The sequence below is a fragment of the Pontibacter sp. SGAir0037 genome (genome assembly GCF_005491705.1).
GTDB lineage: Bacteria > Bacteroidota > Bacteroidia > Cytophagales > Hymenobacteraceae > Pontibacter.
In genome coordinates this window covers 2,925,786-2,941,617 of sequence record NZ_CP028092.1, presented here as the reverse complement: position 1 = coordinate 2,941,617, position 15,832 = coordinate 2,925,786, and the positions used below count along the sequence as shown (strand labels likewise).

Sequence of the window (15,832 nt, the reverse complement as noted above, 5' to 3'; positions counted from 1 at the left end):
GCATCTTAAGTCCGTAGCAGTTTTAGCTGATTCTACTCAAAGTATAAGTATAAAATTAACACAATATACTTAACTTTGGCCCTCTGTTACCTGAATGGCTAAGACCTGCAGGAACAATCGGTATAAACAGCAAAAGATATCAACAATATTTTGGAGCTTACTTCATTGATAGAGCCGCTGGCAGGTACATCCCAGACCACTATGGCATTAGTGGTGCTGCTGCTGCCTTTGCTGGCATTCTTGCTGTTGTTTCTCTTAGGTGATCGCTTACCCCGAAAAGGCGATTGGCTGGGCATCGCTGTAACAGCAATTTCTTTTGGTTTATCGCTCTGGCTTTTTACCCAGACCTGGAATACCGCTACCTACCACAGCCGCGTCAGCTGGTTTAGTTTGCCGGCGCTTGCAGGTTCCTTTACCAGCTTTACTGCAGGCATTCTGCTTGATAACCTCACGGTGCTCATGCTGGTAGTGGTTACGTTCATCTCTACGCTGGTACAGTTATTTTCCGTTGCCTACATGCGGGGTGATAGCGGGTATAGCCGTTATTTTGCATACCTGGGTTTGTTTACAAGTAGCATGCTGGGAATTGTGCTGGTGGATAATCTGCTGCTTTTGTTTATGTTCTGGGAGTTGGTAGGCTTTTCGTCTTATCTGCTCATCGGCTTCTGGTTTGAGCGCCCTGCCGCAATAGAAGCCAACAAAAAGGCTTTTCTGGTAAACAGGGTAGGAGATATAGGGCTGCTGCTCGGGCTCTTTGCCTTTTATGCCTGCTTCCGCACCTTCGATCTGGAGGCATTGCGCGCCTTCATCAGCGCAGGTACCTGGACAAGTGAGGGCTTTGTCTTGCCTTATACCTTAAACGGACAGGAACAGCTGGTGCAGGTAAGTCCGCTGTTTCTGACTTTGGCAGGCTTGGGATTGTTTATGGGATGCGTGGGTAAATCAGCGCAGTTTCCGCTGCAGGTATGGCTGCCGGATGCCATGCAAGGGCCAACGCCTGTTTCATCGCTTATACATGCGGCTACAATGGTGGCGGCCGGTGTATACCTGCTGGCCAGGTGTTATGCTTTTTTTACAGTAGATGCACTCACTATTATTGCTGTTGTAGGTGCTGTCACGGCACTGCTGGGAGCGATTGCCGCCCTTACGCAGTACGATATAAAAGCAGTGCTTGCCTTCTCAACCATTTCTCAACTGGGGTATATGGTGATGGGTATGGGAACAGGCGCACATGATGCTTCTCTGTTTCACCTTACAACGCACGCTTTCTTTAAAGCAGCACTCTTCCTGAATGCTGGCATCATCATCCATGCCATGCATCATGGGCTGCATCATACACACCAGCCGGAGCACATAAATCCGCAGGATATCCGGAATATGGGAGGGTTGCGTAAAGCAATGCCCTTAACATTTTATGCATACCTGCTGGCCGCCGCCGCCTTGGTTGGCCTGCCTTTATTTTCCGGTTTTCTTTCGAAAGATGCCATCCTTTCGGGCAGTTGGGCCTGGGCACAAACAATGAGTGCCAATGGAAATTTTCTTTTCTATGTAGTGCCTCTGATTGGTTTTACGGTAGTACTGCTTACGGCTTATTACATGGGGCGCCACCTCTGGCTAATCTTCTTCGGAGAATTCAGGCTGCCATTCGAGGTGCGGAAGCTCAGGTTCTCAGAAGGAAAAGAGCTGGAGTGGGTAATGGCATTGCCGGTTATACTGCTAGGGCTGCTTTCCCTCGGGTTTTTCTTTTCGCTGAATCCTCTCTCTTTTGCCGGTAGTTGGGTAATGCATGGAGTTGGTTTAGAACAACTGGCCAACAAAAGCTATTTACTGAGCAATAAGCTGCTTGAAGCAATTAAAGTACAGGATGCCGGTAACCATACTGCTCATTTGCTTATCGGTGTGCTTTCGGCAGTGCTTGGAGTTGCAGGTATAGGAATAGCCATAAGCAAGTATAAAAAAGCTTCTTCTGAACGTATTTTGCAGGAACAACCTCAAATTGCTTTTGCAAAGCTGTCTTTCAACCATTTTTACCTCGATCATTTTTATCAGTTGGCTTTTGTACGCCCTGCCATGTTATTTGCCCGCAATTTTTACCGTACCGACAGGCGCGTTATAGACTATATCCTGGATTATGGCAGTAAATGGTTAGTAGTGCTCTCTAAAATCGTAGCCTGGTTCGACCGGTTTGTGGTAGATGGGGTGGTCTGGCTTGCAGGTGCTCTGTCTAAACTTATGGGTTACTTTGGTACCTATCCGCAGAATGGCAGGGTGCAGAACTATTATATATTTTCACTTTTCGGATTTATTTTGATAATACTATACATTGTCCTGTTTTGATTTTAATTTCGTGCGCCGGATTAAGATTTTAAAATTTGAAAATGTGGGAATTTGAAGATGTGGAGATATTGGGTAGAGTTGAACCAACATTTAGAGGAGTTAAACCTATCATGTTGAATAGCACCCTGAATTCTTAATTCAGAATTCATAATTTATAGAGTATTGTGTCTAAAGAAAATTGATGAACTTTATACTTTCCAGCCTCATTTTTACACCTTTGCTGGCGGCACTTGTTATATTATTGCTGCCCGCCCGCCTGCAGAAGCCGGTTAAGGCGGTTGCTTTGCTGGGAGCTTTGGTGCAGATGGTGCTGGCAATCCTGTTATACCTGCGCTTCGATGGATTAGCCTTGGCAAATGGGCAGGAGGGATATCAGTTTGTGGAGAAAGTAAACTGGATAGGCTTTTCGTTAGGCAACCTGGGCCGCTTCCAGATACAATACTTTGTAGGCGTAGACGGTATAAGTATCAGCCTAGTGCTGCTCACAGGCATCATCGGTGTGATAGGTATTATCTCCTCCTGGACGATTACAAAGAATGTAAAAGGGTACTTTCTGCTGTACCTGCTGCTCATGACCAGCGTTATGGGCTGCTTTTTATCGCTTGATTTCTTCCTTTTTTACCTTTTCTTCGAATTTATGCTCCTGCCGATGTACTTCCTGATCGGTATCTGGGGCGGTCCGAGACGTGAATATGCGGCCTTAAAGTTCTTCATTTATACTTTAGTTGGCTCTCTTTTTATCCTGATCGTGATGATCGGGTTGTATACTTCTGTTATTGACCCGGAGGCAACGGCCTGGCAGCTTGGCCTGGTGGCAAACGGATCACCTGTTTCGGCAGAAGTCATACAACAGGTACAGCAGATGCTGCAACAAGGGCAGGTTAACAGCGCGAGCCTGGTGCGGACCTTCAGCATTCCTGCCATGATGGAGTCGGCCAATTTTATTCCGGGTAGCCTGCTGCACATAATGTCTGATACTAACCTGTGGGGGTTGCCGATTCGTTTTATAGCCTTTCTGCTGGTGTTCCTGGGCTTTATGATAAAAGTGCCTGCGGTGCCGGTACATACCTGGTTGCCTGATGCACACGTAGAGGCACCTACTCCTATTTCTGTGTTACTGGCAGCTATACTGCTAAAGGTGGGCGGCTACGGCCTGATACGCATTGTATATCCGGTCTTTCCGGATGCAGGAGCTTATTTCTCGCTTTTGGTAGGAGGATTAGGCGTGTTGTCTATTATTTATGCGGCCTTCTGTGCCCTGGCTATGAACGATCTTAAAAAGCTGATCGCTTATTCGTCGGTTTCTCATATGGGCTTTGTATTACTTGGCCTGGCTTCACTGACAACAGAAGGCGTAAATGGAGCCATTTATATGATGTTCAGCCATGGTATTATTTCAGCCATGCTCTTCCTGCTGGTGGGGGTGGTGTACGAACGGGCACACGATCGTATGATTTTGAATTTCAGGGGACTTGCTGGCATAATGCCGGTTTATACCACTTTTGTTGTAATAGCTTTCTTTGCTTCTTTAGGCCTGCCTGGTTTCTCCGGCTTTATTTCTGAACTGCTGGTGCTGCTGGGTAGTTTTGCGGCTCCCGATACAACCGGCATGTTGCCTCGCTGGGTAGCCATCGTGGCTGTTTTCGGTTTGCTGTTAGCAGCTGCCTATTACCTGTGGGCTTTGCAACGCATGTTCTTTGGTAAATATTGGATATTCCCGGCGCTAAGAGAAAAAGCTACCATGACTGATCTTAATTTCAGGGAGTACCTGATGCTGGTGCCCCTGGCTATACTGGCCTTGTTGTTCGGAGTATTTCCACACCTGCTGCTGGATAAGATAGGAGTAGCCGCAGCAGGTTTTGCAGAGTTGGTGCTTCGGAACGGGCAGGAGCAGTTGCATATTGTATTATCTTCAATTCTATAGGTTAGGTGAACGAACAGGCAGCTTTTTTATCGGAAGCTATAAATGCAATAGTAGCGGGGGCTGGTTCTTTGCTGCCCGAGTTCCTGTTGGCTGCTTTTTTCCTGCTGCTTATTACGCTCGATCTGTTCAAATCGCCGATAGTTAAAGGTTTGCTGCCCTGGTTTGCCCTTACTGGCTTGTTTGCAGCTTTGCTGGTGCAGGTGCTGGGAGGATATACGACAGAAGGCGTTCAGTTCCTGAACCTGCTTCGTTCGGATGGTCTCTCCCGGTATGGCGGCATTCTGTTTAGTGCTGCAGGTATATTTACCATTCTGCTGTCGCTGCATAACAGATCGTTGGAACAGCTGGAAAAAGGCCGGGGCGAGTATTATGGCCTTATCCTGATCCTGGTGCTGGGGCTGAACCTGATGGGGAAATCCATTAACCTGCTCATGGTATTCCTTTCTATAGAGGTAGTCTCCATTGCCTCTTATATTCTAACGCTTACGCTAAAAGAGAACAGCCGGTCGGTAGAGGCTGGTTTAAAATATATACTATACGGAGCACTTTCAGCCGGAATTATGGTGTATGGTATGTCTTTCTTCTATGGCCTTACCGGTTCACTCGATTTTACTGTAGGCACCTTCTGGACAACGCTTACACAGGCAGATACGCTTATAGTTACAATTGCCGCTATACTGGTGTTTGCGGGCTTCCTGTTCAAAATATCGGGCGCGCCTTTTCATTTCTGGGTGCCGGATGTCTACCAAAGTGCACCGTTGCCTGTGGTTGCCTTGTTTTCTACAGGTCCTAAAATGGCAGGTATCATTGTTATTTTGCGCTTTATAGCTGTTTTTGCCGATCCGGGCATGGGCGAAACGTTCAGCGATATACAGTTGTTCCTTTTTTTTGCTGCTTTGTCTACGCTGGTTATTGGTAACTTTACAGCGATCTGGCAAAAGACACCCCGTAGGTTAATGGCTTACTCGTCGGTATCGCATGCCGGTTTCCTGTTAATGGGCTTACTAGCTTTTGGTACCAACTATACACCTGCTATTCTGTTTTACATGACGGTGCTGCTGTTTATGAACTTTGGCACTTTCCTGTTACTGCAGATATGCGAAAGCAGGTTTAATACAAACAGCTTAGCTGGATTTTCCGGCCTCGGACTGCAGTACCCGTACCTGGGTGTTACAGCTGTTGTATTTATGTTGTCGCTTACCGGGCTTCCGCCTTTTGCAGGTTTTATTGGCAAGCTGCTTGTATTCAGTAATATCTGGGAAGCCTATACTTTGTCGGATCAGGTGCTGCTGCTGGTATTGCTGGTAGCAGGTATATTGCTGACGGGAGTTGCCTTGTTCTATTATATCAAAATTCCTTATTTCCTTTTCTTCAAAAGGAATCTTAATACAGAAAAATTAGTTATTTCACTGTCGAATAAGTTGCTTCTTGCATTTTTCGCCCTGCCGTTGTTAGTCTTGTTCTTTAAACCGGATTTGCTGCTGCAATGGATTGATAAACTGCTGGAACTTACACTTTAACAGCACTCATGAGCGACTCAATTAAACACGAATGCGGCATTGCCTTGATCAGACTCAGGAAGCCAATCGAATATTACGTTGAAAAATATGGTACTCCGATGTACGGCATCAACAAGTTGTACCTGCTTATGCAAAAGCAACACAACCGGGGGCAGGACGGTGCAGGGGTAGCAAGTATCAAAATAGATGCGGGTCCTGGCATGGAGTATATCAGCCGCTTCCGCTCTGTGAAAACCCGTGCGATCGACAGCATCTTCGGGAAAATTGGCAAAGAGTATAGGAAACTGAAAGAAGAGTATCCGGAGAAGGCCAAAGACACCAGTTTTATTTGGGAACAGATGCCGTTTTTAGGCGATGTATACCTGGGCCACCTGCGCTATGGTACCCACGGCATTAACAGTGTGGATAATTGCCACCCAATGGTGCGTGAAAACAACTGGCGCAGCCGAAGCTTGGCCGTAGCCGGTAACTTTAACATGACCAATGTGGACGAGCAGTTCAATAAACTGGTTGAACTGGGGCAGCATCCGAAGCATAAGTCTGATACTATTACCGTGCTGGAAAAAATCGGGCACTTTTTAGATGAGGAAAACCAGCGCGAGTTCGACTCCTACAAAGCAGAAAACTACAATAACCAGGAAATTACGCAACTGATCGAGAAAAACCTGGACCTGCACCGCGTATTAAGACGTGCCTGTAAAGATTTTGACGGGGGGTATGCCATGGCGGGACTTACAGGATATGGCGCTTCCTTTGTGGTTCGCGATCCAAACGGAATACGCCCGGCATACTATTACGTGGATGATGAAGTAGTGGTAGTCGCCTCAGAAAAGCCTGCTATAAAGACAGCATTTGAGGTAGATTATGCCGACATTAAAGAAATCACTCCCGGGCATGCGCTGATTGTGGATAAAGCAGGCAATGCTGCTATGCGCGAAATTATGCCGCAGGGAGAGAAGACCTCCTGCAGCTTTGAGCGCATCTACTTCTCACGTGGCAACGACCCTGAAATTTACAACGAGCGTAAGAACATGGGTAGAATGCTCTGCCCTCAGATTCTGGAAGCAATTGACTACAATTTATTAGATACTGTATTCTCGTATATTCCGAACACTGCCGAAACATCCTGGTTAGGTATGATGAAAGGAGTAGAAGGTTATTTGAGGGAGTACCGTAAAAGCGCCATTCTGAAACAGGATCTTTCGGAAGAGGAACTCGATAATATTCTGCAGTTCAGGCCGCGCTCAGAGAAATTGGTTATCAAGGATGCGAAGCTTCGTACCTTCATTACCGATAATGACAGCCGCGACGACCTGGTAACGCACGTGTATGATACCACCTACGGTGTTGTGCGCAAAGGCATCGACACAGTTGTGGTAATTGACGACTCTATTGTACGCGGTACTACACTGGAGAAAAGTATTATCAAAATGCTGGATAAACTGGGTCCGAAGAAAATTATTATTGTTTCCTGTGCACCACAGATCCGTTACCCTGACTGCTATGGCATTGACATGTCGCGCATGAAAGAGTTCGTGGCTTTCAGAGCCCTGATCGCCTTGTTAAAAGAACGCGGGCAGGATTATAAACTGGAGGAGACCTATGATAAATGCGCTGCAGCTGTAAACACTCCTCTATTCAAGCAAAGGAATTTCGTGCAGGAGTTATACGACAACTTTACTTACGATGAGGTATCAGCTAAAGTATCTGAAATTGTAAAAGCAGATGATATAAACGCAGAAGTGCAGGTAATATTCCAACGCATCGAAGGCTTGCACCAGGCTTGCCCGAACCACAAAGGCGACTGGTACTTTACCGGGAATTACCCGACTCCCGGAGGCACAGGCGTCGTAAACCGGGCTTTTATGAATTATATGGAGAACAAGGCTGTAAGGGCTTATTAATCTATCTCACTATAAAAAAGGCGCGCCACTGGTTTATAGCCAGTGGCGCGCCTTTTTTATAGTGTTTAAGCAGCTTAGTCTCTTTTGCCTTCCTCTTCTTCTATCCGTTTGGCGTCACGCATCAGGCGGTTGGAGAAAATAAAGTCGTTTAGCTCTTTCACATTGCTACCCATAATATCGTCGCGGGAGCCTTCCCATAGCTTTTTACCCTGGTAAAGGAACATGATCTTATCACCGATCTCGATAACAGAGTTCATGTCGTGCGTTACAATAATAGTGGTGATATTATACTCTTCTGTAATCTCTTTGATGAGTTCATCAATCGTTAGGGCTGTCTGAGGGTCCAGGCCGGAATTTGGCTCATCGCAGAAAAGATAGGTGCAGTTTGGTGCAATGGCCCGGGCTATACCCACACGTTTTTTCATACCCCCGCTTATCTCAGAAGGCATTTTTTTGTTGGCCCCCTGTAGCCCTACACGTTCCAGGCAAAAGTTAACCCGGTCTTTTCGCTCGCTTTTGTTCATTTCCGTAAGCATTTTAAGCGGAAATTCAACATTCTGCTCCACCGTCATAGAATCGAATAAAGCCGATCCCTGGAAGAGCATGCCAATCTTACGGCGAATCTCCTGGCGTATGTCCAGCTTATTGTTGGTAAAGTAGGTGCCATCGAAGGTAACGCTTCCCAAATCCGGCTTTACCAGACCTACAATGCATTTCAAGAGCACACTCTTTCCGGTACCGCTGGCCCCAAGCAACAGGTTTGTTTTTCCTGTTTCGAAAATGCCGCTAACACCGTCCAGAATTTTTTTTCCATTAAAGGATTTATGAATATTATGTATTTCTATCATACTTCTATCTCAAATATAAGGCCTTTACAGCAACATGTTAGCCAGCACAAAGTCGGCAATCAGAATAGCAATAACGCTGTTGGTTACGGCTCCGGTACTTGCTTCACCTACTTCCAGCGCGCCACCTCGTGTGTTATAACCTTTAAAAGAAGAGATAGAAGAGATCAGAAAAGCAAATACAAAAGATTTAACCAGGGCAAAAACAATGTTATACGGAACAAAGTCGGATCGTATGCCTGACACGTATTCCTGTGGCGATATTTCACCGGAAAGCCAGCCTGCTACAAAGCCGCCGCCAATAGAAAGAAACATGGCCAGCACCACCAGCATCGGGAAAACCAGGAGAGCAGCTATTACTTTAGGAAGAACCAGGTAAGAGGTAGAGTTAATTCCCATCACTTCCAAAGCATCTACCTGCTCTGTTATCTGCATAGTGCCCAGCCCGCCGGCAATGTTAGAACCTACTTTTCCTGCCAGTACAATAGATGTAATGGTAGGAGCAAGTTCCAGCAATGTCATCTCCCGCACCATAAAACCAATGGTGGAGCGTGGAATAAAGGCGTTGTTGAGGTTATAGGAGATCTGAACACAGGTTACAGCACCAATAAAGGTGGAGACAATGGCAACAATAAAGATAGAATTGATGCCGATCAGAATGGCTTCATCTATGGTTCTGTTAAATATAATTTTAGCCGATTCTTTTCGGGTAAAAAGGGTAGACATAAATAACAGATATCTGCCGAAATGGTTTAGCATATAAAAAGCGACTGCAGTTATAATGTGGTATATAACGGGAATGGGAGTAAAATTACTGTATTAATGCCTATATTACGATTAAAAATAAAAAACATATAAAGATTAACATATATGCAGCGATATATTCTGGTAACAGGAGGCACAAAAGGAATTGGTCGTGCTGTTATTCAACAGTTTGCAAAAGAAGGCTTCCATATAATTACCTGCTCTCGAAACGAAAATGATCTGCAAAAGTTGAAGCTGGAACTGGAACAGGATTTTACTTTTTCGAAAGTGTTTTATAAAGAAGCTGATTTGAGCGACAAAGACTCCTTAAAATCCTTTGTTGACTACGTAAAAGGTTTGGGTGTAAAAATTGATGTGCTGGTAAATAACAGTGGCCTCTTTATACCGGGCAAGGTGCATGAAGAACCAGAGCAGGCCCTGCCATCTATGATCGAAACCAACCTGTATAGTGCCTATTATATTACCAAAGCCTTTGTGCCGGAAATGATCAGGCAGCGCTCCGGCCATATCTTTAATATGTGTTCCACTGCAAGTATAACGCCTTATACCAATGGTGGTTCTTACTGTATTTCTAAATACGCCTTGTATGGCATGACAAAGGTATTGCGGGAAGAACTGAAGGAGCATAATGTTCGGGTAACTGCTGTGTTGCCTGGTGCCACCCTAACAGCCAGTTGGGAGGGCGTGGACCTGCCGCCGGAAAGATTTATGAAGCCCGAAGATGTGGCCATCTCCATGTATAATGCCTACACGATATCAGCCAATAGTGTGGTAGAAGAAATCCTTATAAGGCCGCAGTTAGGAGATCTGTAGGTAAATCCTGTCTTTCCGTTCAGGCATGTAATACAAACTTTGATACTTTTGTAAAATCAATTAATAAGAAAGATCAGTAAAAAATTGTTGAGGATTTTACTGTTTCTATGTATAGTTAGCAGCAATTTAATCTTAATTATGAATCTAACCGGAAAGATAGCAGTTGTAACTGGTGCAAGCCGTGGTATTGGCCTTGCCACCACTCAGGCGTTATTAGAGAAAGGAGTAAAAGTAGCAGGCTGGGGAAGAACAGCCTCTGACCTTGAACACGAAAACTTTTCTTTCTTTGCCTGCGATATACGAAAGCCAGAGCAGGTGCAGGAAGCTTTTAACCAGACTGTTGAAAAACTGGGCGGGAACATTACTATACTTGTAAACAATGCCGGATTAGGCTTTTCTGCTAAACTGGAAGAGCAAACTCTGGATGAGTGGCATACCATGTTCGATACCAATGTGAATGGCCTCTTTTACTGTACACGTTTGGTGGTACCAGGCATGAAAGAGCAGGAGGAAGGGCATATCATTAACATCTCTTCTATTGCAGGTACTACAGGTGTGGAGCAAATGTCGGGCTATTGTGCTACCAAGCATGCGGTACGGGGGCTTTCGCATTCCCTGTACAAAGAAGTGCGGGAGTATGGAGTAAAGGTCACCTGCATTTATCCCGGCTCAGTTAAAACAAATTTCTTCGATCCGATAGAAAGCGTTACACTCAATGACAACATGATGCGGCCCGAAGACATTGCTTCTACTATTCTGCATGCTTTAGAGTCTCACCCGAATTACCACCACATAGATATTGAAGTTCGCCCGCTTATGCCTAAGGGAAAACGCCAGAAATAAGCAGAGTCTGGCTCGGCTTTTGTAGCTTTGCAGAGCAAGTTCGGGAATAAAAGAAGCAGCAGGTAAACAATTAAGCTGGAGAAACAGCGTTAAGAATTGCTGCTTTTTTCCTATAGCATAAGCTCTAAATCAAAGAGAAGAACATCATTGTTTATTCATTCTTATCTTTTCAAAATTGTCTGTTGAAGTAAATAACTTAACAAAACTATTTGGCTCGCAGCATGCGGTAGATGCCATCAGTTTTACGGCAGGGCAGGGCGAAATTGTAGGTTTTCTGGGTCCGAATGGGGCCGGGAAATCTACAACCATGAAAATTGCCACCTGTTATCTGCCTCCGAGTGCAGGTACTATACTGGTAAACGGGTATGATGTAGTGCGGGAGCCAATGGCTGTGCGCCGCAGTGTGGGCTATTTGCCGGAACATAACCCGCTGTACCTGGATATGTATGTGCACGAATACCTGGCTTTTGTGGCTTCTGTTTATGGTTTAAAGGGCAGAAAGGCAAAGGACCGGGTAAAGGAAATGGTGGAGCTTTGCGGGCTTACATTGGAGCAGGGAAAGAAAATTAGTGCCCTTTCCAAAGGATATCGTCAGAGAGTAGGCCTGGCACAGGCGTTGGTACACGATCCGAAGGTCCTTATACTGGATGAACCAACTACAGGACTTGACCCAAACCAGATTGTGGAAATCCGTTCGCTTATCAAACGCATTGGGCAGGATAAAACAGTTATTTTTTCTACGCACATTATGCAGGAAGTAGCGGCTATCTGCGACCGGGTGGTGATTATAAACAGGGGAAAGTTAGTTGCTGATAGCGATGTAGCCAGCCTACAGGCCGGTGACAGAGGAGAGAAAACAACGCTGGTGGAGTTTGAGCAGCCGGTAGAAATTGAAGCACTGCAAATTATACCAGGCGTTTTAACAGTTGGTCTTGCACAAGGCTATACCTATCGTGTTATATCTCAGAAAGATGCCGATATCCGGTCTGCTGTTTTCCGGATTGCAGCCGAACGAAACTGGCCACTGGTAGGGCTTCGCCAAGAAGAAAATTCACTGGAAAAGATATTTCAACAACTAACGAAATAGTAATCAGAAATTAAAAATTAGAAATAGAAAAAGTCGGATCGATAGCAGAGACATTTAGTTAGCTGCGGGTCCAAAATTTCTAATTTCTAATTCATAATTTTTAATTAAATAAAGAATGTTATCCATACTAAAAAAAGAGTTTAACGGTTTCCTGAACTCACTGATTGCTTACATCGTGATTACGGTGTTTCTGGTAGCAATCGGTATGTTTATGTGGGTGTTCCCGGAAAGCAGCGTACTCGACTATGGTTTTGCCGATATGCAAACCCTGTTTAACATGGCTCCCTGGGTATTCCTGTTCCTGATACCCGCTATTACCATGCGGACTTTTGCAGAGGAGAAGCGGGAGGGAACCATTGAGTTGCTGCTAACCAAGCCCATTTCTGATTTACAGCTGATCTTAGGTAAATACTTTGCAGCATTGCTGCTGGCTTTGTTTGCGCTGGTGCCTACGCTTATTTACTATTATACGGTTTACGAACTTGGCAACCCGAAAGGCAACGTAGATTCAGCGGCAGTGGTAGGCTCTTACCTGGGGCTGGTCTTTCTTTCCGGGGTTTTTGCAGCCATAGGTGTTTTTGCATCCTCTATTTCCAGTAACCAGATTATTTCGTTTGTGATTGCTGTTTTCTTGTGCTTTATCATCTATACCGGCTTCGAATCAATTGCCTCTATTCCGGCTTTAACAAGCTACAGTTACTACATCAACCAATTAGGTATTGCAAACCACTATACCGCTATCAGCAAGGGGCTGATAGATTCGAGAGATGTGCTGTATTTTGTTAGCGTAATAGCTATTATGGTATTGGCCACTAAACTTGTACTGAGGAGCAGAAAATGGTAACCGAGCAGCCAAAACAGTTTAAGAGCAAGCGAAACCAGGATTTTCTGCGGTTTTTCCTGTGGGTGGCAGGCATTGTCCTGTTAAACCTGCTGGCTTCTACCTATTTCTTCCGCCTCGATTTAACAGAAGATAAGCGTTACACCATTGCACCTGTTACCAAACAGATGCTTCAGCAACTGGAGGACGAGGTAGTGGTAGAAGTATACTTAGAGGGCGATTTCCCGGCGGGTTTTAAACGATTACAACAATCTGTCAGGGAGACGCTGGAGGAGTTCAGGATTTATGCCGGAGGAAATATTAGATATATATTCATCGATCCGAACGATATACAGGACGAAGAGCAACGGGTAGAGTATATTACAAACCTGGCTAAGAAAGGCATACAGCCCACCAACCTACGGGCAAATGAAGAAGGAAAGCAGGTGGAAAGGCTGGTGTTTCCGGGAGCACTGGTGAAATATAAAGGCAAAGAGGCAGGCGTTTCGCTGTTGAAAGGCAACCTCTCTGCCTCTGCCGAACAGCGGCTAAACCAGTCGGTGGAAGGGGTGGAGTATGAGCTGGCTACGGCCATCCGGAAAGTTGCTTTGCAGGGCAACAAAACCATTGGCTATATTACTGGTCAGGGGGAGCTGGAAATGCAGCAGGTAACAGATCTTTTAGGTTCTCTGCAGGAGTTTTACAGAGTAGCGCGTGGCGATTTAAACCTGATTCCGACTTTGGAAGGGCTTGATCTGATCATAGTGGCGAAGCCTACTGCTGCCTTCTCCGAAGCAGATAAGTACAAAATTGATCAGTTTATAATGAAAGGTGGCAAAGCAGTATTTTTTGTTGATGCCTTGAATGCCAACATGGATAGTGTGGGCGCTGGCGGCATGTTTGCCGTACCTTATAACCTGAACCTGGATGATCTGCTTTTCCGCTATGGCGCGCGCCTCAACCAGACGATGATCATGGACCTCAACTCTGCCTTTATACCTATGGTAACAGGCTATCTGGGGGACAGGCCACAGACGGAGATGATGAACTGGCGCTTTTATCCGATTCTGAATACGTTCAGCAAGCATCCTATCACCCGCAACCTGGATGCCGTACTCTCCCGCTTTATAGGTACTATAGATACGGTTCGTGCTGATGGGATACGTAAAACGCCGTTGCTGCACACCTCACTTTACTCGCGCATTATGCAGGTGCCTGTACCGCTAACCCTGGAGGAGGCACGCATGCAGGTGAACCCGGAGCAGTACCAGGCTGGTAATCAGCCGGTAGGATTTCTACTGGAGGGAGAGTTTACCTCCCTTTTCCGGAACAGAAGAGCACCTGAAGGCGTGCAGCAGACACAGGTACAGGAGCAGGGAGTGGCTTCTAAAATAGCAGTATTTTCAGATGGCGACTTGGTTCGAAATGAAATCAACCCCAGAACAGGGCAGGCTTATGAGTTAGGTTTTGACCGCTATAATAACATCACCTTTGCGAACCGGGAGCTGGCTCTGAATACCATTCATTACCTGCTCGATTCGGAAGGTCTTATAAACGTGCGCAGTAAGGAAATACAACTACGGCCTTTGGATCGGGTAAGAGTAAAGGAAGAAAGAACTACCTGGCAGCTGATAAACCTGGTAGTGCCGGTTGTGTTGCTTATCATTTTTGGAGTTGTGCGCTATTATATCCGAAAAAGAAAGTATGAGCGCTTCTAAAATTGATTTTTCTATATGTTTTCCTGAAAAAGGAGGCCGCTGGCAAGTAGTATAAATGCAAAATATTTATAACTTTGCCTTAATAACATTATAAGTATACGTAATGAAATTTATCGTTTCTTCATCTGCTCTCTTAAAGCAGTTAGCCAGCATAAACGGAGTAGTAACCAGCAATCCGGTGGTTCCTATCCTAGAGAACTTTTTGTTCGAAATAAACGAAAGCACACTTACCATTACCGCCAGCGATCTGGAAACATCCATGATTACAGAGCTGCCGGTTGAGGCAAGGGAAAATGGCCGTATAGCGGCTCCTGCTAAAATTTTGCTGGAAACGCTTAAGAACCTGCCAGATCAGCCGGTAACCTTCACTATCGACGAAGAGACGTATACTATTGAGATCAGTTCTTCTAACGGCCGCTACAAACTTTCAGGCGAGAATGCAACGGATTTTCCGCGTGTGCCGGTTGTAAAAGGAGACAACGCGATTGAGATACCGTCTAACGTGCTTTCCAGAGCTATCAATAAAACTATTTTTGCAGTTAGCAACGATGAGCTTCGTCCGGCTATGACGGGTATCTTCGTTCAACTACGTTCTGATAATGTTACTTTTGTGGCGACGGATGGTCACCGTTTGTTACGCTACCGCCGCCAGGATATCACAACCAGCCAGGAAGCATCTCTGATTATTCCGCGCAAAGCTTTTACGCTGCTAAAATCTACGCTGCCAACCGAAGCAACAGCTGTGCGTGTAGAGTTTAACCAGTCGAACGCCTTCTTCAGCTTTGATAACATCCGTATGGTGTGCCGCCTGATAGATGAGCGTTATCCTGATTACGAGAACGTTATTCCGGTGAAAAACCCGAATAAACTGGTTATTGAACGTACTGCTCTTTTAAGCTCTGTCAGACGTATCTCTATCTACTCGAATAAAACAACGCACCAGATCAGGTTAAAACTTTCTGGCTCTGAGCTTCAGGTTTCTGCCGAAGACCTGGATTTCTCTAACGAAGCAAACGAGCGTTTGTCTTGCCAGTATGAAGGAGAGGATATGGAAATCGGATTTAATGCCAAGTTCCTGATCGAGATGCTGAATAATATGGATTCTGATGAGATCACATTTGAATTATCAACTCCGAACAGAGCTGGTTTATTAATGCCGCTTACCAATGAAGATAATGAAAATGTTTTAATGCTGGTAATGCCAGTAATGCTGAACAATTACGTATAAGGAATTTTCTCCTTATGTACAAAAGGCG

The 15,832-nt window shown here is 45.4% G+C and carries 12 protein-coding genes; 10 read left to right on the top strand and 2 right to left on the bottom strand.

From position 1 onward, the window contains the following. Nucleotides 1-150: 150 nt before the first annotated feature. The 4 genes from nuoL (at nucleotide 151) to C1N53_RS11975 (ending at nucleotide 7,685) form a co-directional block, all read left to right on the top strand. Nucleotides 151-2,337 (top strand): NADH-quinone oxidoreductase subunit L, encoded by a 2,187-nt coding sequence (gene nuoL / locus C1N53_RS11990; protein WP_137759538.1) that lies wholly within the window; start codon nucleotides 151-153, stop codon nucleotides 2,335-2,337. 181 nt (nucleotides 2,338-2,518) lie between these two features. Continuing rightward, nucleotides 2,519-4,261, top strand: a complete 1,743-nt coding sequence (locus C1N53_RS11985; protein ID WP_137759537.1) for a NuoM family protein — start codon at nucleotides 2,519-2,521, stop codon at nucleotides 4,259-4,261. Between the two features lie 5 nt (nucleotides 4,262-4,266). Next, nucleotides 4,267-5,781, top strand: a complete 1,515-nt coding sequence (locus tag C1N53_RS11980; protein ID WP_137759536.1) for an NADH-quinone oxidoreductase subunit N — start codon at nucleotides 4,267-4,269, stop codon at nucleotides 5,779-5,781. Nucleotides 5,782-5,789: 8 nt separating this feature from the next. Then, complete coding sequence (locus C1N53_RS11975) at nucleotides 5,790-7,685, top strand: amidophosphoribosyltransferase (RefSeq protein ID WP_137759535.1); 1,896 nt, start codon at nucleotides 5,790-5,792, stop codon at nucleotides 7,683-7,685. A gap of 74 nt (nucleotides 7,686-7,759) precedes the next feature. On the opposite strand, the gene C1N53_RS11970 is transcribed toward C1N53_RS11975, so the two are convergent. After that, the gene (locus tag C1N53_RS11970; protein WP_137759534.1) at nucleotides 7,760-8,533 is read right to left on the bottom strand and encodes an ABC transporter ATP-binding protein; all 774 of its coding nucleotides are present in this window, start codon (nucleotides 8,531-8,533) and stop codon (nucleotides 7,760-7,762) included. A 24-nt stretch (nucleotides 8,534-8,557) separates the two neighbouring features. After that, on the bottom strand, nucleotides 8,558-9,289 hold the full coding sequence (locus C1N53_RS11965; protein WP_137759533.1) for an ABC transporter permease: 732 nt from the start codon (nucleotides 9,287-9,289) through the stop codon (nucleotides 8,558-8,560). A 111-nt stretch (nucleotides 9,290-9,400) separates the two neighbouring features. Here C1N53_RS11965 and C1N53_RS11960 point away from each other — a divergent pair, with 111 nt between their 5' ends. The 6 genes from C1N53_RS11960 (at nucleotide 9,401) to dnaN (ending at nucleotide 15,804) form a co-directional block, all read left to right on the top strand. Next, complete coding sequence (locus C1N53_RS11960) at nucleotides 9,401-10,108, top strand: SDR family oxidoreductase (RefSeq protein ID WP_137759532.1); 708 nt, start codon at nucleotides 9,401-9,403, stop codon at nucleotides 10,106-10,108. 138 nt (nucleotides 10,109-10,246) lie between these two features. Further along, nucleotides 10,247-10,951 (top strand): SDR family oxidoreductase, encoded by a 705-nt coding sequence (locus C1N53_RS11955; protein WP_137759531.1) that lies wholly within the window; start codon nucleotides 10,247-10,249, stop codon nucleotides 10,949-10,951. Between the two features lie 175 nt (nucleotides 10,952-11,126). Further along, nucleotides 11,127-12,038: a gliding motility-associated ABC transporter ATP-binding subunit GldA gene (gldA, locus tag C1N53_RS11950; RefSeq protein ID WP_137759530.1), complete on the top strand. Its 912-nt coding sequence runs from the start codon at nucleotides 11,127-11,129 to the stop codon at nucleotides 12,036-12,038. A 115-nt stretch (nucleotides 12,039-12,153) separates the two neighbouring features. Then, nucleotides 12,154-12,882 carry a gliding motility-associated ABC transporter permease subunit GldF gene (gldF, locus tag C1N53_RS11945; protein ID WP_137759529.1) on the top strand — a complete coding sequence of 243 codons (729 nt, stop codon included), beginning with the start codon at nucleotides 12,154-12,156 and terminating at the stop codon, nucleotides 12,880-12,882. Next, nucleotides 12,876-14,576: a gliding motility-associated ABC transporter substrate-binding protein GldG gene (gene gldG / locus C1N53_RS11940; protein ID WP_137759528.1), complete on the top strand. Its 1,701-nt coding sequence runs from the start codon at nucleotides 12,876-12,878 to the stop codon at nucleotides 14,574-14,576. Before gldF ends, gldG begins: the two co-directional genes overlap by 7 nt. 103 nt (nucleotides 14,577-14,679) lie before the next feature. Further along, on the top strand, nucleotides 14,680-15,804 hold the full coding sequence (gene dnaN / locus C1N53_RS11935; protein WP_137759527.1) for a DNA polymerase III subunit beta: 1,125 nt from the start codon (nucleotides 14,680-14,682) through the stop codon (nucleotides 15,802-15,804). The last annotated feature ends 28 nt before the right edge of the window (nucleotides 15,805-15,832 follow it).